This window comes from Mycobacterium sp. 1274761.0 (assembly GCF_001668615.1).
Classification (GTDB): Bacteria; Actinomycetota; Actinomycetes; order Mycobacteriales; family Mycobacteriaceae; genus Mycobacterium.
Genome location: NZ_LZMC01000056.1, coordinates 94,582 through 119,358, shown reverse-complemented (window position 1 = coordinate 119,358; position 24,777 = coordinate 94,582). Strand labels below are relative to the sequence as shown.

Genomic DNA, 24,777 nt, shown 5'->3' with positions numbered 1-24,777 from the left:
GCCGCGCGCAGTTCAATTGTTCACACACGCGAGGTCAGTAGCGAGGACAGCGGCCGGAACGGCTGCAGCCAAGCCCCTTGCTCGGGCAGCGAATCTAGGCCGATTCGCGGTAGTGGCTCCCGGAAAACTCCAGGAATGTCCTCCAGGTCGACAAACTCCAAAGTATCCGAGGCTAGCGCCCAACTCGCATGTTCGCGAAATCCGAGCACCTGAACTGGAGTATCGCCGCGCGCGATCTCCTCTAGTGGCCTGCGAAAGGCCTGTCCATCGGCCGAGGCCACCAGCAGGCCGGCCAACCCCTCCCTCCGGCGGAGCTCGATGTGGTTGAGCATGTCGGCGTCGACATCGCTGTCCTCGTCGACCTTGGGTTTGGCGAAGACGGCGAAGCCGACGTTCCGCAGCGCCTCGACCCAGGGTCTGACCACGTCGGCGCTGCCCGGCGCGATGTTGGTGAACACGGTGGCCTCCGGCTCAAGCGACACCTGCTCACGGCCGGCTGCGATCTCCGCTGTGCGTGCCAGCAGCCACCGGCCCAGCGCGTCGAACCTGGGCCGGTGCGCGGCGGTCGGTCTGCCGCCGAGAATCGACCCGAGGCCCATGTCGAGATTGGGTGCGTCCCACACCAACAGCACCCGCGATACGCCGGGCACCGGCTGGGGCGCCTCGACGAGCTCTTCTGCGATGGTCATGGCTGCCTCTCCCAGACCAGCTCCGCCACCGGGCTACCCGCGTCTCGCGCCTTCGTCTCGTATTTGGTGACCGGCCGCGCCACTGAGATGGGCAGGTGGTCCCGCGACGACACCCGCCGCAGCCGCGGCTCGGCGTCACCGCATTCGGCTATCTGTTCGGCGTAGCCCGGGTGGTCGGTTGCGGCGTGCAGCACACCGCCGGGCCGCAACCGGTCGGCGATCAGCGCGATGGTGTCGGGCTGCAGCAGCCTGCGCTTGTGGTGGCGGGCCTTGGGCCATGGGTCGGGGAAGAACACCCGCACACCGGTCAGTGACTGAGGTCCGAACATATGCTCGAGCACGTCGACCCCGTCGCCGCGGACCAGCCGGATGTTGGTGACGGGGTCTGTCTGGGCCGACCGGTCGATGGCGCTGAGCAGCTGAGCCAGCCCGCGCTTGTACACCTCGACTGCGACCACGTCGATGTCCGGCTCGGCTTTGGCCATCGCCAGCGTCGACGTTCCGGTTCCGCTGCCGATCTCCAGCACCACCGGCGCCGACCTGCCGAACCACCGCTCGGTGTCGAGAGGGCCGGCGGGACCTTCAGGGGTGCGCGCGTGTGTGCCGAGCTCCGGCCACAGCCGCTCCCACGTCTGCTGCTGGCCGGTGGAAACCGACGAGCGCCGGGACCGGTAGCTGGTGACCCGGGGATGAAGATGCGAAGCGGGTCGAGTCATCGCCGCCTCTCGGACGGTCGAGTTCGCCGCGCATGCATTTGTCCATGGTTGCGCATCGGCGCCTCAGAACCCGCATCGCGGTGCATATTGATACCCAACAGTTGCCAACCCCGTCGGTGCCCAAACTCACAGCTGGGCGCAAAGGTGCGAGCGATCGCCATCATGTCGGCAATCTCGGAGCGAAAACATCCGTTCGCGGAGGGTGCCCGAAGGTGCCACCATTTCTGGAGGGGAGGAATCATGGGCGAAACGGCGAGCACGGAAGGCCACCAGATTTTCACCACCGAACTGACGCGGCTGGCGCGACGCGTGGACGACCCGCAGATCGCCGCGCTCGCCGACGAGGTCGGCGCCCCGCTGCGGGTTGCGGTGCGCGGACGCGACGGCGTCGGTCGTGGCACCGTGGCAGCCGCGCTGGCCGGCGCGGGAGTGTCCCTCGACAACGGCGATGACGACGATGCCGACGTCGACGTGGTGGTCGTCGCCGAGGCGCTCAAGCCCGAAGACCGGGCGATGATCGGCCTTGACCTTCCTTGCTCCTCACGTCCGCGGCGCCCGACGCTCGTCGTGCTGAACAAGGCGGATCTGGCCGGGTTCGGGGCGGGCGGCCCGCTTGCCATCGCCGACCGTCGGGCCGCCGAGATCCGCGCGCTGACCGGCGCGCCGACGGTGTCGATGGTTGCGCTGCTGGCCTGCGCGGTGCCCGACGACGAACTTGTCGACGCGCTGCGCGCCCTGACCGCCGAACCGGCCGATCTCACCTCCACCGACGGATTCCTGTCAGCCGAGCACGGTCTGTCCCGCGGCGCGCGCGCACGACTGCTGAACACCCTCGACCTCTTCGGCATCGCGCACGGTGTCCTCGCGCTGCAGCAGGGGACCGACCCCGCCGATCTGCCCGCGGTCTGGCGTCGGCTCAGCCGCGTCGAGCAGGTGATGGACGGCCTGGCCGCCGTCGGCGCCGAGGTGCGCTACCGGCGGGTGCGCGCGGCGCTCACCCGACTGCGCGCGATGGCCGCGCAGGGCACCCCGGAGGTGGCCGAGTTCGTCGCCCGCGACGACGCCGTGGTCGCCGTGATGGCCGCGGCGGTCGATGTCGTTGCGGCCGCGGGCATGTCGGTCGACGCAGGAGACGCACCATCGGTACATCTGGGACGCGCTGTGCACTGGCAGCGCTACAGCCGCGGTCCGGTCAACTCCCTTCACCGTCAGTGTGGCGCCGACATCTGCCGCGGTTCACTGCGGCTGATGCGACGCGCGGAGCACTGGTGACCGACGTCGACCAGGTCGACGATCCGGTGGCCGCGGTCGACGCGCTGGTCGTGGCCGCCGATCCCGGCTTGACCTCGCCGGGTGTGGAGAGCCGCGACGTTGTGCTCGTCGTCGGCCCGTGGCTGGCCGGTGCGAGCGGCGTGATCGCCGCATTGCGCGATCGACTGCCGGATCACACGTTCGTCGAATCCGACGACCTCAAGCCGGTCGATGCGCCGACCGCCGTGGTGTTCGTCGTGTCCGCAGTGGCGCCGATCACCGAATCCGACTGTGCCCTGATCGATTTCGCCGCCCAACATACCGATGTTGTGATCGGGGCCGTTTCGAAGATCGATGTGCACCGCGACTGGCGCGACGTGCTCGCAGAAGACCGGGCGCGGCTGGCCGCCCACGCAGACCGCTACCGGGACATGCCGTGGGTCGGTGTGGCGGCGGCCCCCGATCTCGGCGAACCGAACGTCGACGAGCTCGTCGAGTTGCTGCGAACCCGACTGGACGACCCGGACACAAAGCGGCGAAACAGGCTGCGGGCGTGGGACTCTCGCTTGCAGGCGGTGATATCGCGGCATACCTCGGACGGGTCGGGCGCCGACCGGCACGCACGCGTCAGTGCACTGAAGGACCGGCGGGAAGCGGTGCTGCGCAATCGCAGGGTCATAAAATCCGAGCGCACCATCGCGCTGCGCAGCCAGTTCCAGCAGGCCCGCGTCCAGCTCGCGTACTTCGCTCGCAACCGCTGTACCTCGGTGCGTACGGAATTGCAGGAAGACGCGGCGGCGATGACCAGACGGCGGATGCCCGACTTTGAAGGCTATGTCCGCGCCCGGGTCGACGAAGTGATCGAAGAAGTCGAAGCCGGCACCACCAAGCACCTCGCCGACATGGCGACCGAACTCGGTCTGGCCGCGCCGGAATCACCGCCTGCGCCGTCGGCGCCGAGGATGGTGCCGCCGCCGCTGAAATCGCGTCGGCTCGAAACGCGGCTGATGATGGTGCTCGGAGCGGGCTTCGGCCTCGGTGTGGCGCTGGGCGTGAGCCGGTTGTTCGCCGGGCTCGCACCGGGCCTGACGATCGCGGGCCTGGCGGCGGGGGCCGTCGTGGGTCTGTTGGTCACCGTCTGGGTCGTCGGCATGCGCGGTCTGCTGGCCGACCGGACGATGCTGGACCGCTGGGTCGCGGTGGTGATCGGCTTGCTGCAGGCCACGCTCGAGGAGAGGGTCGCCACGCGGGTGGTTGCCGCCGAGGCCGAACTGACCGCCGAAGCGACCCGACGCGACGAGGCCGACGCCGACGAGACCGCCGCCGCGGTCGCCAAGATCGACGCTGAGCTCCGCGAACACGCGTTGGCGACCGCGCGTGCCGCGGCGCTGCGCGACCGGCGGCTGCCCGCGCTGCAGAAGGCATTGGAGACCGTGCGCGCCGAGCTCGCGGGCGAGCGTCATACCTGATAAGCGCAGCGAGCCGAGCTTTCTGAATCGTTCCTGTGAGTGATCGGACATAGATCCGATTAACCACGGGTATGTCACCCGCGTTAACCTCTATAAGAGGGCGATAAGTGCCAGCGACGCGACTGCCCGCGTGCTGGTGGAAAACCGTACGCAGGAGATGTTGATGACGTCAGCGACCATTCCCGGTCTGGACACCGCACCGACGAAACACGCAGAACTGCTCGCGTGGGTCCAGGAGGTCGCCGAGCTCACGCAGCCCGATCGGGTGGTGTTCGCCGACGGGTCCGACGAAGAGAACGCCCGGCTGTGCGCGCAGCTGGAGGCGGCCGGAACCTTCAAGCGGCTGAACGACGAGAAGAAGCCGAACTCCTACCTGGCGCTGTCCGATCCGTCCGACGTGGCCCGCGTGGAGTCGCGCACCTTCATCTGCACCGAGCGTGAGATCGACGCAGGCCCCACCAACAACTGGATGGACCCGGCTGAGATGCGCGGCATCATGACCGACCTCTACCGCGGTAGCATGCGCGGCCGCACCATGTACGTGGTGCCGTTCTGCATGGGCCCGCTCGGCGCCGAGGATCCCAAGCTGGGTGTCGAGATCACCGACTCGGAGTACGTCGTGGTGTCGATGCGGACGATGACGCGCATGGGTAAGGCCGCGCTCGACAAGATGGGCACCGACGGCTTCTTCGTCAAGGCGCTGCACTCGATCGGCGCGCCGCTGGAGCCGGGTCAGAAGGATGTGCCGTGGCCCTGCAACGAGACCAAGTACATCAGCCACTTCCCCGAGACCCGTGAGATCTGGAGCTACGGATCGGGTTACGGCGGCAACGCGCTGCTGGGCAAGAAGTGCTACTCGCTGCGTATCGCGTCGGCGATGGCGCATGACGAGGGTTGGCTCGCCGAGCACATGCTGATCCTCAAGCTGATTTCGCCGGAGAACAAGTCGTACTTCATCGCCGCGGCGTTCCCGTCGGCGTGCGGCAAGACCAACCTCGCGATGCTGCAGCCCACCATTCCGGGCTGGCGCGCCGAGACCGTCGGCGACGACATCGCCTGGATGCGGTTCGGCAAGGACGGCCGGCTGTATGCGGTCAACCCGGAGTTCGGCTTCTTCGGTGTCGCGCCAGGCACCAACTGGAAGTCAAACCCCAACGCGATGAAGACCATCGAGGCCGGCAACACCGTCTTCACCAACGTCGCGCTGACCGACGACGACGACGTGTGGTGGGAGGGCCTCGAGGGCGACCCGCAACACCTCATCGACTGGAAGGGCCGCGACTGGACGCCCGACTCGGAAGAGAAAGCGGCACACCCGAACTCGCGCTACTGCACGCCGATGTCGCAGTGCCCGACGTTGGCTCCGGAGTGGGACGACCCGCAGGGTGTGCCGATCTCGGCGATCCTGTTCGGTGCCCGCCGCAAGACGACGGTGCCGCTGGTGACGCAGGCTCGCGACTGGCAGCATGGCGTCTTCATCGGCGCCACCATGGGTTCTGAGCAGACCGCGGCCGCCGAGGGCAAGGTCGGCACCGTACGCCGCGACCCGATGGCGATGCTGCCGTTCCTCGGCTACAACGTCGGCGACTACTTCGCGCACTGGATCAACATCGGCAAGCAGTCCGATGAGTCGAAGATGCCGAAGATCTTCTTCGTCAACTGGTTCCGCCGCGGCGACGACGGCCGCTTCCTGTGGCCGGGCTTCGGCGAGAACAGCCGCGTGATGAAGTGGATCATCGACCGGATCGAGCATCGCGCCGGTGGCCGCACCACGCCGATCGGCACCGTGCCGACCGCTGAGGACTTGGATCTGGATGGCCTTGATGTCGATGCCGCCGACGTGGACGCCGCGCTGGCGGTGAACCCCGACGAGTGGCGCGAGGAACTCCCGCAGATCGAGGAGTGGTTCGAGTTCGTCGGCGAGAAGCTGCCGACCGGCATCAAAGACGAGTTCGACGCGCTGAAGCACCGGTTGGCCGAAGCCGAGTAACTCAGCGGGTGTCTGCCGGCCCGCATTTGTGAATCTGACGACGCGTTACGCGCGATTCGCGTCGGCAGGTTCACTAATGATCTGTGGGAGTGGGATTCTGCGCTTGCTCCAAAGCGGTTCGCAATCGCTCGATTTGATCGAATGCGTAAGCCACCATCACCGGAGTCGTCATGGCAGCACCTCTGCGGGTAAGCGACTCGTAGGTCTGATCACCAAGCACCTCGCGAAGATGCACTACTGCGGAGTCGACCTCTGGGAACACGAGACGGGAGCTTCGCATGTCGCCGCATCCCATAATCGTGGCCGCCGCTTCATACGACTCGAATCGCGCGAGAAGCACAGCGATCATCGAGAGTGGCCCCGTCACGAGAAGAAAGCTGCCTGAGTTCTGGTAGTTGCGAATTGCAAGCACGAGATGATCGATAGCCTCCAGAGGATCACCGTGTGTGACGGCCAACCTGGATAATCCGATGGAAATGGTTGACTCAGCGAATCTGTTGCCGCTAGCGCGCGCGACCAGCATCGCACGATAAGTGACCTCGTAGGCCGTCTTCGGGTCGGCCTCGCGATGGGCCCAGCCGTATGCATTGAGCGCCAGGCATTTCACTTGCGGGTTTTCCACCGTTTCCGCTTCTATGGGAAGGTCTTTGACAATTGTCATCGCCTCACTGACTGCACCACAGTTCGTCAGCGCCATCGCCAGCATGGCTCGGGCGAGAACAGTTGAACCGGTAGTGCGAGTGATTGTGTCGCGGACCATGGCCGCCGTCTTATCTGGCTCACCCCTCAGGTGATAGGCGGTACCGATGATGACTTCATATCCGAAGGGGACGTCGGTGTAGCCGCCGCGGTCGAGAGCATCCCGCGCCATTTCGGCGTAACCGATGGCATCGTCGACCCGACCAACCGCGTAGAGCTGGGCAGCGATCGCGCAGAGCTGCACCAGCCGCGGATGATCGCGGGCCGCTGCAGACGAGACGAGTTCCTCCGCCCACATGACCGGCTCGTACAAGTCACAACACACCCCGAGAAGCGCGGTGTAGAACGCGATTGTCGCGCAGGTGTCTAAGTCGTCGCCATCGACGGCCCAGCGGAATGCGGCACGCACGTTTGGCAATTCCCGTGCGAGCCACTCGTAGGCCTCGCGTTGATGTGGACTGTTGAAGAGTCTCAGTACGGCGTCTTCGGCCGCTGCGAAGTAGTGCGCGTGCGCGGCACGGGCACTTGGGGCTTCGCCGCTATCGATCAACCGTTCATCGGCGAACTGCCGGATCGTCTCCAGCATCGAGAATCTCGTCTGGCCCGACGATCGGTCGGCAATGAGAAGTGACTTCCGCACAAGGGCAGCGAGCAGATCCAGCGTGGCAAGCTCATCGCCGCTGCCTGTGATCGCGCATGCTCCGGCCAGATCGAAACCGCCCGCGAACACAGAAATTCGGGCCAGCAGCGACTGCTCCTCGGCGGTCAGTAAGTCAAAAGACCATTGCACCGCGTGGCGCAGAGTCTGGTGACGTTCGAGGCCACGTCGCGCCCCGGTCAGTAAGCGGAACCGATCGTGAAGACGCGCTTGCAGTTCGGCTACGGTCATCGATTGCATCCTCGATGCGGCTAACTCGATTGCAAGCGGGATGCCGTCAAGGCGTCGGCAAATCTCGGCGACTGCGTCGAGGCCATCAGCCGATGTGATCGCAGCGCCGACCGCCGAGGCGCGTTCGGCGAACAGCTGTGTGGCGCTGGAGTCGATGTCTAGCGACGGCACGGGCCATATCCTTTCGTCAGCCAGTCGCAGACCCTCGCGACTTGTGGCGAGGATCGATACGGTCGAGGACCTTTGCAGGATCTTTTCGATCACATCGGCTGCGGCATCCAGAATGTGTTCGCAGTTGTCGAACACGAATAGCCGGCTGCGTCCCTGCTGCGCGGCCGCGACGCTATCGGTGAGGTTCATACCCGGCTGCTGGGTGACGCCTAGCGCTGCCGCCACCGCCCCAGCAATCGCGGCGGGATCGCCGACTGGGGCAAGTTCGATGACCCAGACGCCGTCGGAGTACTCAAAGGCTGATCGTTGTGCGACCTCCAGAGCGAGGCGCGTCTTGCCCACTCCGCCAGGACCGGTCAGTGTGACAAGTCGATGTGCCTTCAGCGACGTTTGTACGTCGGCGATCTCGGCTTCCCGGCCGAAGAACGCCGTCGTGGAGACGCGAAGGTTTCCCGGCGTCGAATCAAGCGTCTTGAGCGGCGGAAACTCCGACCGCAGACCGTCGCCGCGGACCTGGAAGATGTTCACGGCTTTCTCGATGTCGCGGAGCTGCCGCAGCCCTAAGTCGAGTAGGTCGACGCCAGACAGAAGCCCAGCCGACGTCGCGTCGAGCAGGATCTGCCCGCCATGACCCGCCGCCATCACCCGGGCCGCCCGGTTCAGGACCGCGCCGAAATAGTCGTCACCTCGGCGCTCCGCCTCACCGGTCGCAATGCCCATTCGGACAGGCAGTTTCAGCTCGCGTTGGGCGCTAACAGCTGCGTCGACCGCAGATCGCGGGGATGCGAATGCCGCACAGATTCCGTCTCCGGTGTGTTTGAACAAATAGCCGCCGCGCGCCAAGACCGCGTCGTTGAGCAATGTGTCATGCGCGACGAGCGCGCCTCGCATCGTGTTTGGGTCGGCTTCCCACCGCCGTGTCGATCCTTCGATATCGGTGAACAGGAACGTCACGACCCCCGACGGCGCGACCTCCTCCATCACTGCACCCCCGCTTCACCGGATGCGTCATGGTAAGTCCGCGGCGACTGACTACCTGCGCGTTTGACCCTCTTGACACCTGTCAAGTTCGGGCATCGTAGAGTTCAGCCATGCAGATTCGCGAGCATGCCGAAGCACACCCCCTGAAGCCCGCCGTCATCATGCATCCGTCGGGGATGACGGTGACGTTTGGTGAACTCGAGGTCAAGGCCAACCGGCTCGCGCACTACTTCCGCGCCCACGGCCTGCGCGAGGGCGACGCCGTCGCGATCCTGATGGAGAACAACGAGCACTACCACGTCGCGATGTGGGCGGCCCGGCGCAGCGGTCTCTACTACGTCCCGATCAACACCCACCTGACCTCCGCGGAGGCGGCCTACATCATCGACAACAGCAGCGCCAAGGCGATCGTCGGCTCGGCCGCCCTTCAGAAGACGTTGGAGGGCCTGGCCACCGAACTGCCGAACGGCCTGCCCGAGCTGCTGATCATCGCTGGGGACGACCTCGAGGGCTGGCATAGCTACCCCGAATGTGTTGCCGACCAGCCTGATACACCGATCGATGACGAGATCGAGGGCGATCTGCTGCAGTACTCGTCGGGCACCACCGGTCGGCCAAAGGGCATCAAGCGGGAGTTGCCGCACCTACCGCCGTCCGAAGCGCCAGGCATGATGTCAGCGCTGGTCAGTTTCTGGCTCGACCCCGAAGCCGTCTACCTCAGCCCTGCACCGCTCTACCACACCGCGCCGTCGGTGTGGTCGATGACGATCCAGGCCGGCGGCATCACCACTGTCGTGATGGAGAAGTTCGACGCCGAAGGCTGCCTCGAGGCGATCCAGCGCCATCGCGTGACGCACGGGCAGTTTGTGCCTGCGATGTTCACCCGCATGCTGAAACTGCCTGAGGACGTGCGGAATTCGTACGACCTCTCCAGCCTGAAGCGGGTGATGCACGCCGCCGCGCCGTGTCCCGTGGAGATCAAGAAACAGATGATCGACTGGTGGGGACCGATCGTCGACGAGTACTACGCCTCATCAGAGGCACACGGGTCGACGCTGATCACGGCCGAGGAATGGCTGACTCATCCAGGGTCGGTCGGCCGGCCGATGGCCGGTGCCCTACACATCCTCGACGAGGACGGCAACGAACTGCCTCCTGGCCAGGCCGGTGAGATCTACTTCGAGGGCGGCTACGACTTCGAGTACCTCAATGATCCGGAGAAGACGGCGAAGTCACGCAGCAAGCACGGCTGGAAGACGGTCGGCGACATCGGGTATCTCGATGAAGAGGGCTACCTCTATCTCACCGACCGGCGTCACCACATGATCATTTCCGGCGGGGTGAACATCTACCCGCAAGAGGCGGAGAACATGTTGGTCACGCACCCGAAGGTGATGGATGCGGCCGTGTTCGGTATTCCCGACGAGGAGATGGGCCAGCGCGTCAAGGCCGTGGTGCAGACGGTCGACCCCGCCGACGCCACCGACGGGTTCGCCGAGGAGCTGCTGAGCTGGCTGCGGGACCGCCTGGCGCACTACAAATGTCCGCGCTCCATCTCCTTCGAGCCGCAGCTGCCGCGCACCGACACCGGCAAGCTGTACAAGCAGGAGCTGATCGCCAAGTACTCATAGGGCAAGCTGTGTCAATGCTCGGTCATGAACCCGGCGGACCCTACTTCGACGATCTCGAGATCGGACAGGTCTTCGATTGGGCGCCCTCGATGACGCTGACGTCGGGCGCTGCGGCGGTGCACCAGTCGATCATCGGCGACCGGCTGCGGCTGGCGCTGGACGCGGACCTCGCGAATGCCGTGACGGGTGCGACCGTGGCGCTGGCTCATCCGCAACTGGTCTGCGATGTTGCCATCGGCCAGACGACCCTGGCCACCCAGCGTGTGAAGGCCAACTTGTTCTACCGTGGCCTGTCTTTTCACCGGTTCCCGGTCATCGGCGACACCTTGTCCACCCGCACCGAGGTCGTCGCGCTCAAACAAAATTCGACCAGGCCGGGCCGTGCCCCGACGGGCCTTGCCGCGCTGCGCATGACGACCGTCGACCAGCTCGGGCGGCTGGTGCTCGACTTCCACCGCTGCGCAATGCTTCCGTTGCGCGACGGGGCCGTCGACACCGGCCACCATGACGACCTGTCGGCCATCGGCGCCGGGTCCAACCGGCCGCCCGATCCGACCGCCGACTGGGACGCCGATGCATTCCGCGCGAGGGTGCCCGGCGCGCACTTCGACCCAGGCATCGCCGGCGCGGTTCTGCACAGCACTGCCGACGTCGTCTCCAGCGCACCGGAGTTGGCGCGGCTGACGCTGAACATCGCTGCCACCCACCATGATTCGCGTGTTGGCGGCCAGCGCCTTGTCTACGGCGGCCACACGATCGGGTTGGCGTTCGCTCAAGTCACGCGGTTACTGCCGAACATCGCGACGATATTGGGCTGGGAGTCGTGCGACCACACCGGCCCTGTGCACGAGGGGGACACCCTCTACAGCGAGGTGCACGTCGACGGCGCCGAGCCGCTGCCCGCCGGCCGCGGTGGCGTACTCAAGCTGCGGTCGATCGTCTACGCCGTCGGTGACGGTACTGCCGACCGGCCGGTGCTGGACTGGCGCTTCACCGCTCTGCAGTTCTGAGCGCACGTTGGTCGCGTCGCGAGCGTGCACGTAACGCCGAAATACTGCGGCGTGTTGTGTGCAGACACGCACGCTCGCGGGGGAGCGGGGGAGGTGACCCAGCTATTTCAGCAGCGGGTCGCGCGGGAGGCCCAGGATGCGCTCGGCGATCGTGTTGCGGGTGATCTCCGACGTACCGCCGGCGATCGTCATCGCCCTACCCCCCAAGTAGCTGCGAATCAGCTTCTGGTTGGCGCCCACCACCGCGGACGATCCCGCCAGCGCGAGACCCAATTCCGTGAGGTGCTGGCCGGATTCGGCCACCAGCAGCTTGGTGACATTGCCCTCCGGCCCCGGTTCGGCGCCGGCGATGGCGCGGCTGGCGCGGCGAAGGTTCAGCAGCCGAAGCGTGTGCAGCTCGGCGATCACCTCACCGGCCCGCCGGACGTGTTGGGCCGCCACGGAGTCCGGCACGCCGTCGAGCAGCTTGATCAGGTCGTCGGCGTCGAAACCGACCGAGCCGCCCGAGCCGCCGCCGATCGAGATGCGCTCATTGCCGAGCGTGGCCCGCGCCACCAGCCAGCCCTTGTTCACGTCGCCGACCACGTCGGAGTCCGGCACGAAGACATCGTCGAAGAAGACTTCGTTGAAGTGCGCGTCGCCGGTGATCCCTCGCAGCGGATTGACCGTGACGCCAGGGGCCTTCATGTCGATGGCCATCATCGTCACACCGGCGTGCTTGGGCGCGTCGGGATCGGTGCGGACCGTCGCCAGACCCCACTGGCAGTGCTGCGCAAGGCTTGTCCATACCTTCTGGCCGGTCACCTTCCAGCCGCCGTCGACCTTCTTGGCGGCCGTGCGCACCGCGGCGGCGTCCGAGCCCGCGCCCGGTTCGGAGAACAGCTGGCACCACATCGTTTGTCCGCGCAGCACGGGTTCGACCCATCGCTCGCGCTGATCGTCGGTGCCCGCCTGCGCAATGGTCAGCGCCACCCAACCGGTGATGCCCATGTCCGCGCGCTCGACGTCAGCCAACTCTTCCTCGATGACCAACTGCTCGAGCACGTCTGCCGCCCGCCCCCACGGCTTGGGCCAGTGCGGCACAAGATATCCCGAGTCGACGAGGAAGTCGCGCTGCTTGTCTTCGGGCAGCGACCGCACCTGCTCGACAGCCTCTTGCGCCTGCCTGCGGTACTCGTCGGCTTCCTCGGGCAGCGTGAACGATGCCCCGTGCGCCTGCCCGCTGCGACGACCCTCCACCACGTCGAGCAACGGGTCCGCGCCGTCACCGATCACCGGGGCCAGCGTGCGGGCCCGACGCAGGTAAAGGTGCGCATCGTGTTCCCATGTGAAGCCGATTCCACCGTGCAGCTGAATGTTGTTCTCAGCGTTGAAGACCTGCGCGCGGATGGCATGTGAGGCGGCTACGGCGGCGGGAAACCAGGCGCTGTCGATGTCCTCGGCGCGGGCCGCATCCCAGACGGCGGCCGTGGTCTGCTCGGCGTCGACGAGCATGTTGGCGGCATGGTGCTTGACGGCCTGGAACGTGCCGATGGTCCTGCCGAACTGCTCGCGGACCTTCGCGTAGTCGACCGCCATCTCCAGCGTCGCCCAGGCCACGCCCACCGCCTCGGCCGATGCCAGGATCCGGAAGACCGTGCGCGCCCGCCGGGCGGCGCCGCGCAGTACCCGGTCCTCGGCCACCGTCACGCCGCGAAGCGCTATCGATCCGATGCTGCGGGAGGTGTCCAACGGTTCGAGGGCCGCCACCGTGACGCCCTCGGCGGTGGCGTCGACCGCCACGATGTCGTCACCGGCTACAAGCACAAGTACATCGGCGTCGGGCGCGCCGAGCACGGCCGGGCTCTCTCCGGTCACCACGAGGTCCGACCCGACGGCCACGGTCCCGGACAACCCCAGCGCCGCCACCCGCGATCCGTCGGCGAGACCCGGAAGCACTTGCGCGCGAAGCGAATCCGATGCACAACGGTCGATGACCACGGCCGCCGCCACCGTCGGCAGGAAGGGGCCGGGGCTCAACTCGCGACCCTGGGCCTCCAGCACCACCGCCAACTCGGCGAGCCCGAACCCCGAACCGCCGTGCTCCTCGGCGATCGCCAGACCCAGCCACCCCAGTTCCGCTGCCGCTCGCCACACGTCGTCGGGGTGTGCGGACCCACCCTCGAGTGAAGCGCGCGCCGCAGCCCTGGTTTTCAGCCGCGTGAGCTGGCCAATCGCCGAATCGGCAAGATCCTGGTGTTCGTCGGTGATGGCGAGTGCTGACTTGCTCACAGTGGAAGTCCTTTGCCGTTGACGGGTGTCGAGTAGAAGTTAACTCGCATTCTGGCAGCACCCAAAATGTGATCACCGTCACAATCCGAGCTCTGACGTGCAACGAGTAGACAACTGCCAAATGTTGTCGTTTCGATTGGCCGTACGGGGGTACGCTCGCGCCATGACGGAAACGCCGGATGCTCGGCAAACCGCGCCCAAAATAGTGAAACAGGCTCAGTGGTTCCTGCGTGCAGGCCCTTCTGACTATCTTCTGGCGATGAGCGTCGCATCAGCATCGCTACCGTTCATCGGAAAACGCCTCGAACCGCTCGGCGTGGTGACCGCCATGGGTATCTGGGGTTATCGGCACGCCCCCGACTTCTTCGGCAGCGGCCGGTCAAAGAAAGCTCCGGTCTTGCCCGAACTCCGCAAGCAGGAGCTCGACTCAACCAATTCGGTCCTCGAAGCCGCACTGCGCGGCATCGTGGCGCCCACGGAACTGCCGATCAAGTGGCCGGCGCCGGAGCGGCAGGCCCCCGTGTTGAAGATGCGCACGCACCGTCGCAGCCTGCACCGGTCGTCGGTTCGCTACGGCGACCACCCGTCGCAGCTTCTGGACGTGTGGCGCGCCAAGGAACTGCCCGTCGAGCCGGCACCGGTGATGATCTTCGTGCCGGGCGGCGCATGGATCCACGGTGGAAGGCAACTGCAGGGCTATGCGTTGATGTCGGCGATGGCGGCGCAGGGCTGGGTGTGCCTGTCGGTGAACTACCGAGTCGCGCCGCATCACCGCTGGCCGCAGCACATCACCGACGTCAAAACCGCGATCGCGTGGGCGCGCGCCAACGTCGACCGGTTCGGCGGTGACCGCAATTTCGTCGCCATCGCGGGATGTTCGGCCGGTGGCCATCTGTCCGCGTTGGCCGGGCTGACGCCCAACGATCCCGAGCTGCAGGCGGATCTGCCGGAGGGCTCGGATACCTCCGTCGACGCGGTGGTGGGCATCTACGGCCGCTACGACTGGGAGGACCGTTCGACCCCGGAACGGGACCGGTTCGTCGACTTCTTGGAGCGCGTCGTCGTCAAGCGCAAGATCGATCGCCATCCCGAGATCTTCCGGAAGGCTTCGCCGATCGCCCAGGTACATCCTGACGCGCCGCCGTTCCTCGTGATTCACGGAACCGGCGACTCCGTCATCCCCGTGGCGCAGGCCCGAAGCTTCGTCGAGCGGCTGCGCGCCGTTTCACGCGACGTGGTCAGCTACATCGAACTGCCGGGCGCCGGCCACGGATTCGACATGACCGACGGTGCCCGCACCGGCGCGGTGTCGACGGCAATCGGCTTGTTCCTCAACCATGTTCACCGAAACCGATCGCTGATGAAGGCGAAAGAGGTTATATAGCCTCCTGGCAGGGAGGTGCTGGAGTTGAAGAGGCTCAGCGGGTGGGACGCGGTACTGCTGTATTCCGAGACGCCCACCGTCCACATGCATACGCTGAAGCTGGCGGTGATCGAGCTCGACGACCTCGGCGGCCGCACCTTTGGAATCGACGAGTTTCGTAAAGTCATCCAAGCCCGGCTCGGCAAGCTCGAGCCGTTCTGCTATCAGCTGGTCGACATCCCGTTCAAGTTCCACCACCCCATGTGGCGGCAGAACTGCGAGGTCGACCTCGAATACCACGTCCGCCCGTATCGGGTCGACAGCCCAGGAGGCCGTCGCCAGCTTGACGAGGCGGTTGGCAAGATCGCTAGCGTGCCACTGGACCGCAGCAAGCCGCTGTGGGAGATGTACTTCATCGAAGGCCTTGCCAACGGTCGCATCGCGGTACTCGGCAAGATCCACCACGCGCTGGCCGACGGGGTTGCCTCGGCGAATCTGTTGGCGCGCGGCATGGACATGCATCCAGGACCGCAGCGCGACTACGGGCCCAACCCAACGTCGTCCGTGCCCGGCCGAGGGGAGTTGCTGCGCACGGCAGTCGCCGACCACATGCGCCAGATCGGCCGCCTGCCTTCAGTGATGCGATACACCGCACAAGGTATCGGCCGGGTGCGCAAGAGCAGCAGAAAGCTGTCGCCGGAACTGACGCGACCGTTCACCCCTCCGCCGTCATTCATGAACCACCGCATCGACGCCGAGCGCAAGTTCGCCACCGCCTCGCTGGCGCTGGCCGACGTCAAGGAGACCGCCAAGCACCTGGACGTCACGATCAACGACATGGTGCTGGCGATGTCCGCGGGCGCGCTACGCAAGCTGTCGCTGAAGTACGACGGTCACGCCGACCACCCGCTGCTGGCCTCGGTCCCAGTCAGTTTCGACTTTTCCCCCGAACGCATCTCGGGCAACCGGTTCAGCGGCGTGATGATGGTGGTGCCCATCCAACTCGAGGACCCGCTGGAACGCGTACGCGCCGTGCACGACGCCGCGGTCGAGGCCAAGGAGACACACAACCTGATGGGGCCCGAGTTGGTCAGCAGATGGTCGTCGTACTTCCCGCCAGGACCCGCTGAGCGGCTGTTTCACTGGCTCGCCGAAAAGGACGGCCAGAACAAGGTGCTCAACCTGCCGATATCGAATGTGCCCGGCCCGCGCGAGCCCGGTCGCGTCGGCGGCGCGCTGGTCACCGAGATCTATTCGGTCGGCCCACTGACCACCGGAAGCGGACTCAACATCACCGTCTGGAGTTACGTCGACCAGCTCAACATCTCGGTGCTGTCCGACGGGCGGACCCTGTCAGACCCGCACGAGCTGTCCGACGCGATGATCGAGGCGTTCGTCGAAATCCGCCGCGCCGCAGGTCTTCCCGAGCGGCTCGCGGTGGTCGAAAAGGCGATGGCGCAGTAGCTACTTCTCGTCTCGGTGGGCATGCACCCAGGACAGGAATTTTTCCACGGCGTGGGCGGTGTAGTAGCCGCGCGGCGATCCGAAGAAGTCGAACGCGTGCTGAGCGTGTGGAATCTCGGAGTAGACCACGGTCTCCTTCGAGACCTCTCGCATCGCGGCGACGAACTCGCGCGCCTCGGGAACGGGGATCAACGAGTCATCGACGCCGTGCAGGATGAAAAACGGTGGCGCATCTGGCCGTACGCGGGTGATCGGCGATGCGTCGCGGTAGATCTGCAGATGCTTCGACAGCCGCTTCTTGACGACCAACCGCTGCAACAGGATCAGCACGAACTCCCAGCGGCCGGGCCCCTTGGTGGTGAACCAGTCGTAGCGTCCGTAGATCGGGACCGCCGCGGCCACCGACGTGTCGGCGCCCTCGAAGCCCGGCTGGTATTGCGGATCGTCTGGCGTCAGCGCGGCCAGTGCGCACAGGTGTCCACCCGCTGAGCCGCCGGTGATCGCGACGAAGTCGGGGTCGCCGCCGTATTCGTGAATGTTTTCCTTGATCCAGGCCAGCGCGCGTTTCACGTCGACGATGTGCGCCGGCCACGTGTTCTTCGGGCTCACCCGGTAGTCGATCGACACGCAGACCCACCCCCGCTCGGCCATGTGGCTCATCAGCGGATACGCCTGCGGGCGGCGCATTCCGATAGACCATCCGCCGCCGGGCACCTGCAACAACACGGGCGCCTTACCGTCGCGGGGCAGATCGCGACGGCGCCAGACGTCGGCGAAGTTGACCTTCGGGTGCGGGCCGTACTGCACCACGTCGGTCTTCTCCACGTAGCGGCGGCGCAGGAGCTCGTTGGGCAGCACGTAGGCCAGCCGCCGGCGCGCCATCGGTTGCGACTGCGCGGCAACGGCTTCGTAGTCGTCGCCGAGGGTGTCCCGCAGCGGCGTGTCGAAATAGGGCTCCGACGCCACGTTGCGGCGGTGGATCAGATACAGCAGCCCCCACGTGATTGCCTTGAGCAGCAGAGCTATTCGGCCCCGACCCGTCGCATAGTCGCCCCTCAGCCACCGCCAGCCTGCGCCCAGCACGGAGCCGGCAATGTACAGCGGCGCCATCTCGGTGGTGGGCCAGCCCAGGAAGAACGCCGGGACGGTGGGGTATCCGTCGCGGCCGAACGGCCGGACACCGTTGGCGGCGTTGGCGAGCTCGAGGCTCGCGCGGAAGAGGGGACGGCGCTTACCCATCGGGTTCCTCCACCCCGTCAACCAGGGCCTGCAGTTCCTTGCGCACGACCTTGCCCGTGATGCTGCGCGGAAGCTCATCGAGCACCGTGATCTGCCGCGGCACTTTGTAATTCGCGAGGTTCTCGCGAACGTGCTGTTTCAAGGTGTCCGGCGTTGCGGATGCGCCATCGTTGAGGACGACGAACGCCGCCAGCCGCTGGCCGTACTGCTCGTCGTCCACGCCGATCACCGCCGCCTCGGCGACATCGGCGTGTGAGGCCAGCGTCTTCTCCACCTCGATGGGATAGACGTTCTCGCCGCCGGAGACGATCATCTCGTCGTCGCGCCCGACGACGAACAGCCTGCCGTTGCCGTCCATGTAGCCCAGGTCGCCCGACGCCATGAAGCCCTCGTGGAAGTCCTTGGTCTGACCCGACGTGTACCCGCCGAACAGCGTGCCGCTGCGGCAGAAGATCTGGCCGACCTCTCCGGTCGGCACTTCGCGGAAGTCCTTGTCGAGTATCCGGATCTCGGTGCCCGGGGCAGGCTTGCCCGCGGTGTCGGGAGCCGCCCTCAGGTCTTCGGGCGTGGCCGACGCGATCAACCCGGCCTCCGTTGCGTTGTAGTTGTTGTAGATGACGTCGCCGAACTGGTCCATGAAGGCCGTCACCACATCCGGACGCATCCGCGAACCCGATGCAGCGGCGAAGCGTAAGGATCGTCCGCTGTAGCGGCTGCGTACCCCGTCGGGCAACTCCATAATCCGGTCGAACATCACCGGCACTACCGCCAGCCCCGTCGCTCGGTGGCGGTCGATCAACTCCAGGGTGGCCTCGGGATCGAACTTGCGCCGGGTGACGATCGTGCACGCCATGGTCGCGGCGAAGATCATCTGTGAGAAGCCCCAGGCGTGGAACATGGGCGCCGCGATCACGATCGCTTCCTCGGTGTGCCATGGAGTTCGGTCCAGGATGGCCTTGAGCGCGCCGGGATCTCCGCCCGTCAGCTTGGCGCCCTTGGGGGTGCCGGTGGTGCCCGACGTCAGCAGGATCGTGCGGGGCTTCTCGCTGGCGCGTTTGGGCTGTTGCCTGGCATGCGCGGCGATCATCTTTTCGACGGTGAACGAATCGCCGTGCGCCGACGGGTCATCGGTCCAGGCGACGATCCTGGTCGCGTCCGGTGTTTCGGCCAGCGCGCGCTCGACGATCTCGGTGAACTCCTCGTCGTAGACGATGGCGTCGGCGCCTTCACGCGCGACCACCTCGGCCAGCGCGGGCCCGGCGAATGAGGTGTTCAGCAGCAGCAGATCGGTGCCGATGCGGTTGGCCGCGACGACCGCCTCGATGAAGCCGCGGTGGTTGCGGCACATGACGCCGATGACCTTCGGCTGCCCGCCGGGCAGCGCCTGCAAGGCCGCGCCGAACGCGTCACAGCGTTGGTCGACTTCGCGCCAGGTCAGCGTGCCGAGCTCGTCTACGAGGCCGGGCCGGTCTGGACATCGCTGGGCCGACGACGCGAAACCCGAGACGGCCGAGACGTTTTCGCGGCGCATAGCCGCCGCGATCCGCACGTACTTGTCGGGCCGCAGCGGGGCGATCATGCCCGCGCGTCGCATCGTCGCGACCAGGCCCACGGTGTCGCCGAGTCTGTCCAGCAGCGCCATAACGGTCAGCCCAGGATCGGCAGGCGCCGTTCGGCGGCCAGTTCGTCGAGTGCCCGCTGCATGACGTGGCGGACGTGTGCGTCGACCTCATCGATGTCGGGGTTCTCACCGAATTCGGCGACGATGTCGATTGGCGGGAGCACCTGCATGGTGATCTTGGCCGGCAGCGGGATGTTCGGCGGGACGACCAGGCTCAGGCCGAACGGGAAGCCGAACGAGATCGGCACGATCTTGGCGCGCGCCAGTCGGGCGATCGGCCCAAGCCGCTCGGCCAGCCAGGTGCCGCGGGTCAGGTACAGCTGGGTCTCCTGACCGCCGATACCGACGGTGGGGACGATCGGAACCCCAGCATTCAATGCGGCCTTGACGTATCCGGTTCGGCCACCGAAGTCGATCTTGTTCTCCTCCAGCGTGGGCCGATACACGTCGTAATCGCCGCCCGGGAACACCACGACCAGCCCGCCGGAGCGCAGTGCCTCGTCGGCGTTCTCGTGGTTGGCGCTGATGTAGCCGATCTTTTTGAAAAAGTCACCGCTGGGCCCGACCATCAGCATGTCGTGGCTGAGCGTGTACAGCGGCCGGTCGTAGCCGTGCTTGTCGTAGAAGTCAACGGACAGGATCGGCACGTCCATCGGCAGCAGGCCGCCGGAGTGGTTACTCACCAGCAGCGCTCCGCCGGTGGGGAGGTTCTCCAGCCCGCGCACCTCGGAGCGGAAATAGCGCTTGAGGATCGGCCGCATGAGGCCCACGACGCGTGCGGTCAGACCGGGATCCCACTTCGTGATCTCGGACGGCTTGCTCTTTTTGGAGGGCTTGTTCTTTTTGGAGGGCTGGGTGTCGGTGGCCATTCGGATTCCTGTCGCTCACGGGCAGACTAGAACGTGTTCTAGTTTTTACATAGTACCTAGTCTTTGTTACCCGCTAAACCCCCGATAGATAGCATCACCCGGGTGAGCGAAGAAGCCAACAACGAACCAGCCGTCCTGGTCGAACAGCGCGACCGGATCCTCATCATCACCATCAACCGGCCCAAGGCCAAGAACGCCGTGAACGCGGACGTGAGTAGGGGCCTGGCCGATGCCATGGACCGGCTCGACGGTGAGGACGGCCTGTCGGTCGGCATCCTCACCGGCGCAGGCGGTTCCTTCTCCGCCGGCATGGACCTCAAGGCGTTCGCGCGCGGCGAGAACGTCGTCGTCGAGGGCCGCGGCATGGGCTTCACCGAGCGTCCGCCCGCCAAGCCGCTCATCGCGGCGGTCGAGGGCTACTGCCTGGCCGGCGGGTGTGAGCTGGCGCTGGCCACCGACCTGATCGTGGCATCCAAGGATTCGGCGTTCGGTATCCCCGAGGTCAAGCGCGGCCTGGTGGCCGGCGGCGGCGGTCTGCTGCGGTTGCCGCAGCGCATCCCGTACGCGATCGCGATGGAGCTGGCGCTGACCGGCGAGAACCTGCCGGCCGAAAAGGCCCATCAGCTCGGCCTGGTGAACCTGCTCGCCGAGCCGGGTTCGGCGCTGGAAGCGGCGATCGGGCTGGCGGAACGGATCGCAGGCAACGGCCCGCTCGCGGTGGCCGCGACCAAGCGCATCATCGTCGAGTCGCGCGGCTGGAGTCCCGAGGAGATGTGGTCGAAGCAGACCAAGATCCTCGCGCCTGTCTTCACGTCCAACGACGCCAGAGAGGGCGCGGTGGCCTTCGCCGAGAAACGGCCGCCGAAGTGGACCGGCACCTGATCGTTTCACCGACGCGGCGGTGGGCAACCGATAAGGCATGGCTCAAAGCGACGAACTGCCCATCACGGACTACGACCAGCTGTCCCTTCCTGAGCTCCGACACCGGATCCGCGGCCTGGAAGAGCCCCAGCTGCGGCAGCTGTTCGACCACGAGACCGCCCACGGCAACCGCATCCCGGTGCTCGAGGTGCTGCACGCGCGGCTGAAGGAACTGCACGATGGCGCGCAGCCGTCGGCGGGTGATCCGTCGAACGCGCCCGGGGTGACCCACACCCCGGCCGGCTCGCCGGTGCAGGAGTCAACGGCCGCGGAGGCCAACACGCCACTGCGGCACGGTGTCGCCGGGCAGACGCCGTCGCGCGGCAAGCCCTAGCGGGATGACGATCAAGCGGCGTCAGCCGCGTTGAGGAGTCCCGCAATCCAGCTCTAGCGGGATGACGGTCAAGCGGCTTCGGCCGCGTTGAGCAGTCCCGCCATCAAGCCTTGACCTGAACCGCGGTTGAGGGCGCAGCATGCACCCATGAGCATCGCCGCCTACCTGCAGCGCGTTTCCTACACCGGTCCGACGGACCCGACGCTCGAACTCCTCGAGGAGCTGGTGGCCGCGCACAACCGCACCATTCCGTTCGAGAACCTGGACCCGCTAATGGGTGTTCCGGTGGTGGATCTGCGGCCGGAGACGCTGGTCGACAAGTTGGTGCACCGCCGCCGCGGTGGATACTGCTTCGAGCAGAACGGCGTGATGGCGTACGTGTTGTCCCGGTTGGGGTTTGGTGTCGACGTGCTCGGCGGCCGGGTCGTGTGGATGAACACCAGCGGTGAACTACCGGCGCAGACGCATCAGGCTCTTGCGGTGGCAGTGCCGGGCGATGACGCCCGTTATCTCGTTGACGTCGGGTTCGGTGGCCAGACATTGACCTCGCCGATCCGGCTGGAGACCGACACGGTCCAGCAGACCCGTCACGAGCCGTACCGGATCCGATCGCACGATGACGGCTTGATCCTGGAAAGCGAGATCCGCGGAAAGTGGGAGCCGCTGTATCTGTTCAGCACGCGACCGTTTCCGATGATCGACCGTCAGGTCGGAAGTTGGTATGTGTCAACGTATCCGCAGTCCGGCTTCGTGACGGGGCTGTCCGTCGCGCTCATCACCGACGACGCGCGGTGGAATCTGCGCGGCCGCAATCTCGCGATCCACGGCAAGAGCGGAAGCGAGCGCATCGTCTTCGACACCGCCGCGCAGGTCGTTGACGCGTTGACCGACCGGCTCGGTATCGAGCTCACCGGCCTCGGCGATGTGGAGGCCCGCGTCAACGAGGTGTTGGACCGCTGACGACGACGTCCCACGGATCGGGGGCGGTGCCTTTTTCGCTCCTCGCGTGCGCGGTCAAGGCCAAGCGGCCAAGCCGCCGCGCGTAGAAGGCGGTGCTGCCGAACTCGTCGGCCCAACTACGTGCACGCATGGTGGCCAGCCACAGTTGGTGTTCGCGGGTGACGCCGATGGCGCCGTGCAGTTGATGCGCGATGGTGGTGACCGCCGCGACCGCGCGACCCACCGCCACCTTGGCCACCGTCACCGCATAGTCGGTCCGGTCGCTGTCGAACCCGTAGTCGGTTGCCGCGGCAACGGCCAGATCCGTTGCGGCTCGGGCCCTTTCGATCTCGCCAGCCATCGCGGCCAACGAATGCTGGACAGCCTGGAACGCCGACAGGGGTCTGCCGAACTGCTGCCGGTCGCGGGTATGCGCGACGGTCAGCCGCGCAGCGGCGTCCAACGCACCGACGATCTGCACACAGCGGGCCCATGCGCCGCGGCGATCGAGTTCGTCACCGGTATCGGCCGTTATCGACGTGAACCGCTCGACGGGCAGCTCGAAACTGAACGCGCCACGTGGCTCGCCGGCCAGGTTATGGCCGACGGTGATCGACGCGTCGTCGATCACGCCGACGTGAAGCGCATCGGCGGTCCGGGCAGCGAGCAGCGCCGTCGCCGAATGCGGCCACGGCACGCCTTCGGCGGTGCCGCGGAGCAGACCCTCGACGATCTCGGCATCGGCGATCGCGACCGTCAGCGGTCCGCTGCCGGGCACCGAAACACCGGCACGGCCGGCAAGCCAGGCGGCCAACAGGTCGGTCTCCGCAATCGGCACGGCGCACGCGTGGCGCGCGAGTCCCGCCAGCATGATCGCTGCCTCGGCGGGGGCTGCGTCCTGGCCGCTGGTCAGCCGGCTCAGCCCGGTTGCCTCGAGGGTGTGCCACAGCGCGCCGTCGAACTCTTCGGGCAGGCTGCGATGGCCGAGACGGGCGTCGAACGAACGGCGGCCGACGTCGTCGACGAGGGCCGTCAGCTCGTTTCCGCCCGCGGACCTGTAGAGCGTGGATCGGTCCAGGCTCTTGGCCACCACACCGCGAAGCACTTCGTTGGTCCCGCCGCGGAGGGTGAACATCGGCGAGTGCAGCCTTGCGGTGGCCAGCAGTGCCCGCAGCCGGCGGTGCTGCGGCGATCCGGCGTCCACGCTGTCGATCAGATCGGCCACCAGCTCCACCGTGTCCTGCTCGAAGCGGGTGCCGAGGTCCTTGACGAGTGCGGCTCGGCTAGCGGCGTCCTCACCGTTGGACAGCGCCCGCGCGACCGAGATCGACAGTTGGCGCAGCGAGATCATGCGGGCCATCAGATCGCCGACATCGGCTGTGGTGCGGTCATCGATGTCGGATTCGGCCAGCGCCCGGACGGCGGCGAACACCAGCGTCGCGGTGGACAGAATCCGTTCCGGCCCGCTGCGTTCGAAGCCGAGTTCGGCGGTGACCTGGTGCCAGCCGTTGCCGATCTCGCCGAGGACGTCGGCATCGGTGACGAACACCTCGTCGAACGTCACTTCGTTGAAGTGGTGTTCGCCGTTCATCAGCTCGATCGGGCTGATCGCGATGCCCGGGACGTCGGTCGGCACGATGAACTGGCTGAAACCAGCGTGGCGGTGTTGGGGGTCTTGCGGACTGGTGCGCGCCAACACCACGATCTGATGTGCGACATGCGCGCCGCTGGTCCACACTTTCGTGCCGCTGAGCAACCAGCCGCCCTCGGTGGCGACCGCACGGGTCTGCACGGCGGCGAGGTCGGAGCCCGCGCCGTGCTCGCTCATCCCGATCGCCGAATACAACCTGCCCGCAACGATTCGGGGCAGGAGCCGCTGACGCTGCTCCTCGCTGCCGTATGCGAGCAGTCCCGGCGCCACCTGACGGTCGGCGATCCAGTGCGCGGCGACCGGGGCGCCGTGCGCCAGAAGTTCCTCGGTCACCACGTAGCGGTGCAGATAACCCAACCCGGGGCCGCCGTACTGCGTCGGGATGGTGAGCCCGACGAATCCGGCATCGGCCAGGCGGGCGGAGAAATCGGGATCCCATTTGGCGAGCCAGCAGTCCACCGCGGGCTCCCAGCCGTGGGCGGCGCGATCAGCGGTCAGGAAGTCACGGATCGACGAGCGCAGCGTGGCCAGGTCACCGTCATTGGCGCACAGCGCCTCGAATTCGCTCACTGAGCACGTGAGTCTAGGCGCAGCAGGAATCGTGATGTC

17 protein-coding genes and 2 pseudogenes are annotated in these 24,777 nt (G+C 66.5%); 10 read left to right on the top strand and 9 right to left on the bottom strand.

What is annotated here, in order from left to right; all coding sequences use genetic code 11:
* Positions 1-20 precede the first annotated feature (20 nt).
* Positions 21-689 (bottom strand): NYN domain-containing protein, encoded by a 669-nt coding sequence (locus A5651_RS10530; RefSeq protein ID WP_066979314.1) that lies wholly within the window; start codon positions 687-689, stop codon positions 21-23.
* Positions 686-1,461, bottom strand: a pseudogene (trmB, locus tag A5651_RS10525) (tRNA (guanosine(46)-N7)-methyltransferase TrmB). The gene A5651_RS10530 and the pseudogene trmB overlap by 4 nt, the downstream one beginning before the upstream one ends.
* Positions 1,462-1,645: 184 nt before the next feature.
* On the opposite strand from trmB, the gene A5651_RS10520 reads away from it, so the two are divergent.
* The 3 genes from A5651_RS10520 (at position 1,646) to A5651_RS10510 (ending at position 6,115) form a co-directional block, all read left to right on the top strand.
* Positions 1,646-2,677 (top strand): hypothetical protein, encoded by a 1,032-nt coding sequence (locus A5651_RS10520; protein ID WP_197496598.1) that lies wholly within the window; start codon positions 1,646-1,648, stop codon positions 2,675-2,677.
* A complete protein-coding gene (locus A5651_RS10515) occupies positions 2,674-4,125 on the top strand; it encodes a hypothetical protein (protein WP_156662798.1) in 1,452 nt (483 codons plus the stop codon). Before A5651_RS10520 ends, A5651_RS10515 begins: the two co-directional genes overlap by 4 nt.
* A gap of 163 nt (positions 4,126-4,288) precedes the next feature.
* Entirely contained in the window at positions 4,289-6,115 is a 1,827-nt protein-coding gene (locus A5651_RS10510) for a phosphoenolpyruvate carboxykinase (GTP) (RefSeq protein WP_066979385.1), read from the top strand.
* Positions 6,116-6,188: 73 nt separating this feature from the next.
* Here the strand turns inward: A5651_RS10510 and A5651_RS10505 are convergent, their stop codons facing one another.
* Entirely contained in the window at positions 6,189-8,855 is a 2,667-nt protein-coding gene (locus A5651_RS10505; RefSeq protein WP_066979297.1) for an adenylate/guanylate cyclase domain-containing protein, read from the bottom strand.
* 110 nt (positions 8,856-8,965) lie between these two features.
* Between A5651_RS10505 and fadD4 the strand changes: the two genes are divergently transcribed.
* Together fadD4 and A5651_RS10495 are read left to right on the top strand one after the other, a co-directional pair.
* On the top strand, positions 8,966-10,486 hold the full coding sequence (gene fadD4, locus A5651_RS10500; RefSeq protein WP_066979294.1) for a fatty-acid--CoA ligase FadD4: 1,521 nt from the start codon (positions 8,966-8,968) through the stop codon (positions 10,484-10,486).
* 14 nt (positions 10,487-10,500) lie between these two features.
* A complete protein-coding gene (locus A5651_RS10495; protein ID WP_066979292.1) occupies positions 10,501-11,496 on the top strand; it encodes a MaoC family dehydratase in 996 nt (331 codons plus the stop codon).
* A 102-nt stretch (positions 11,497-11,598) separates the two neighbouring features.
* Here the strand turns inward: A5651_RS10495 and A5651_RS10490 are convergent, their stop codons facing one another.
* Positions 11,599-13,767: an acyl-CoA dehydrogenase gene (locus A5651_RS10490; protein ID WP_066979290.1), complete on the bottom strand. Its 2,169-nt coding sequence runs from the start codon at positions 13,765-13,767 to the stop codon at positions 11,599-11,601.
* A 163-nt stretch (positions 13,768-13,930) separates the two neighbouring features.
* Between A5651_RS10490 and A5651_RS10485 the strand changes: the two genes are divergently transcribed.
* Together A5651_RS10485 and A5651_RS10480 are read left to right on the top strand one after the other, a co-directional pair.
* On the top strand, positions 13,931-15,151 hold the full coding sequence (locus tag A5651_RS10485; protein WP_066979288.1) for an alpha/beta hydrolase: 1,221 nt from the start codon (positions 13,931-13,933) through the stop codon (positions 15,149-15,151).
* Between the two features lie 24 nt (positions 15,152-15,175).
* A complete protein-coding gene (locus A5651_RS10480) occupies positions 15,176-16,594 on the top strand; it encodes a wax ester/triacylglycerol synthase family O-acyltransferase (RefSeq protein WP_066979382.1) in 1,419 nt (472 codons plus the stop codon).
* On the opposite strand, the gene A5651_RS10475 is transcribed toward A5651_RS10480, so the two are convergent.
* From A5651_RS10475 to A5651_RS10465, 3 genes are read right to left on the bottom strand one after another with little or no spacing between them, the layout of a single operon-like run.
* Positions 16,595-17,833 (bottom strand): alpha/beta hydrolase, encoded by a 1,239-nt coding sequence (locus tag A5651_RS10475; protein WP_066979285.1) that lies wholly within the window; start codon positions 17,831-17,833, stop codon positions 16,595-16,597. It lies immediately after the preceding gene.
* On the bottom strand, positions 17,826-19,475 hold the full coding sequence (gene fadD12 / locus A5651_RS10470; RefSeq protein ID WP_066979282.1) for an acyl-CoA ligase FadD12: 1,650 nt from the start codon (positions 19,473-19,475) through the stop codon (positions 17,826-17,828). Before fadD12 ends, A5651_RS10475 begins: the two co-directional genes overlap by 8 nt.
* Positions 19,476-19,480: 5 nt before the next feature.
* The gene (locus A5651_RS10465) at positions 19,481-20,323 is read right to left on the bottom strand and encodes a lysophospholipid acyltransferase family protein (RefSeq protein WP_066979279.1); all 843 of its coding nucleotides are present in this window, start codon (positions 20,321-20,323) and stop codon (positions 19,481-19,483) included.
* Between the two features lie 102 nt (positions 20,324-20,425).
* Here A5651_RS10465 and A5651_RS10460 point away from each other — a divergent pair, with 102 nt between their 5' ends.
* The 3 genes from A5651_RS10460 to A5651_RS10450 all read left to right on the top strand — a co-directional run bounded on the left by A5651_RS10460 (position 20,426) and on the right by A5651_RS10450 (position 22,538).
* Positions 20,426-21,205, top strand: a complete 780-nt coding sequence (locus A5651_RS10460; protein ID WP_066979275.1) for a crotonase/enoyl-CoA hydratase family protein — start codon at positions 20,426-20,428, stop codon at positions 21,203-21,205.
* 37 nt (positions 21,206-21,242) lie between these two features.
* The gene (locus A5651_RS10455; protein ID WP_066979272.1) at positions 21,243-21,578 is read left to right on the top strand and encodes a hypothetical protein; all 336 of its coding nucleotides are present in this window, start codon (positions 21,243-21,245) and stop codon (positions 21,576-21,578) included.
* A gap of 147 nt (positions 21,579-21,725) precedes the next feature.
* Positions 21,726-22,538 (top strand): arylamine N-acetyltransferase, encoded by an 813-nt coding sequence (locus A5651_RS10450; protein WP_066979269.1) that lies wholly within the window; start codon positions 21,726-21,728, stop codon positions 22,536-22,538.
* Here the strand turns inward: A5651_RS10450 and A5651_RS25970 are convergent.
* Positions 22,516-23,610, bottom strand: coding sequence for an acyl-CoA dehydrogenase family protein (locus A5651_RS25970; RefSeq protein WP_231988650.1), 1,095 nt, complete (start codon positions 23,608-23,610; stop codon positions 22,516-22,518). The two genes, A5651_RS10450 and A5651_RS25970, sit on opposite strands and share 23 nt — an antisense overlap.
* Positions 23,593-24,738 (bottom strand): annotated as a pseudogene (locus tag A5651_RS10445) (acyl-CoA dehydrogenase family protein); the annotation flags it as partial. The pseudogene A5651_RS10445 and the gene A5651_RS25970, both read right to left, overlap by 18 nt.
* Positions 24,739-24,777 lie beyond the last annotated feature (39 nt).

Excerpts from the sequence above, each read along its gene's own strand:
- A5651_RS10450 (WP_066979269.1), top strand. The coding sequence starts at position 21,726 with ATGAGCATCGCCGCCTACCTGCAGCGCGTTTCCTACACCGGTCCGACG.
- A5651_RS10475 (WP_066979285.1), bottom strand. The coding sequence starts at position 17,833 with ATGGGTAAGCGCCGTCCCCTCTTCCGCGCGAGCCTCGAGCTCGCCAAC.
- A5651_RS10510 (WP_066979385.1), top strand. The coding sequence starts at position 4,289 with ATGACGTCAGCGACCATTCCCGGTCTGGACACCGCACCGACGAAACAC.
- A5651_RS10495 (WP_066979292.1), top strand. The coding sequence starts at position 10,501 with ATGCTCGGTCATGAACCCGGCGGACCCTACTTCGACGATCTCGAGATC.
- A5651_RS10530 (WP_066979314.1), bottom strand. The coding sequence starts at position 689 with ATGACCATCGCAGAAGAGCTCGTCGAGGCGCCCCAGCCGGTGCCCGGC.
- A5651_RS10465 (WP_066979279.1), bottom strand. The coding sequence starts at position 20,323 with ATGGCCACCGACACCCAGCCCTCCAAAAAGAACAAGCCCTCCAAAAAG.
- A5651_RS10485 (WP_066979288.1), top strand. The coding sequence starts at position 13,931 with ATGACGGAAACGCCGGATGCTCGGCAAACCGCGCCCAAAATAGTGAAA.
- A5651_RS10455 (WP_066979272.1), top strand. The coding sequence starts at position 21,243 with ATGGCTCAAAGCGACGAACTGCCCATCACGGACTACGACCAGCTGTCC.
- fadD12 (WP_066979282.1), bottom strand. The coding sequence starts at position 19,475 with ATGGCGCTGCTGGACAGACTCGGCGACACCGTGGGCCTGGTCGCGACG.
- A5651_RS10520 (WP_197496598.1), top strand. The coding sequence starts at position 1,646 with ATGGGCGAAACGGCGAGCACGGAAGGCCACCAGATTTTCACCACCGAA.
- fadD4 (WP_066979294.1), top strand. The coding sequence starts at position 8,966 with ATGCAGATTCGCGAGCATGCCGAAGCACACCCCCTGAAGCCCGCCGTC.
- A5651_RS10505 (WP_066979297.1), bottom strand. The coding sequence starts at position 8,855 with ATGGAGGAGGTCGCGCCGTCGGGGGTCGTGACGTTCCTGTTCACCGAT.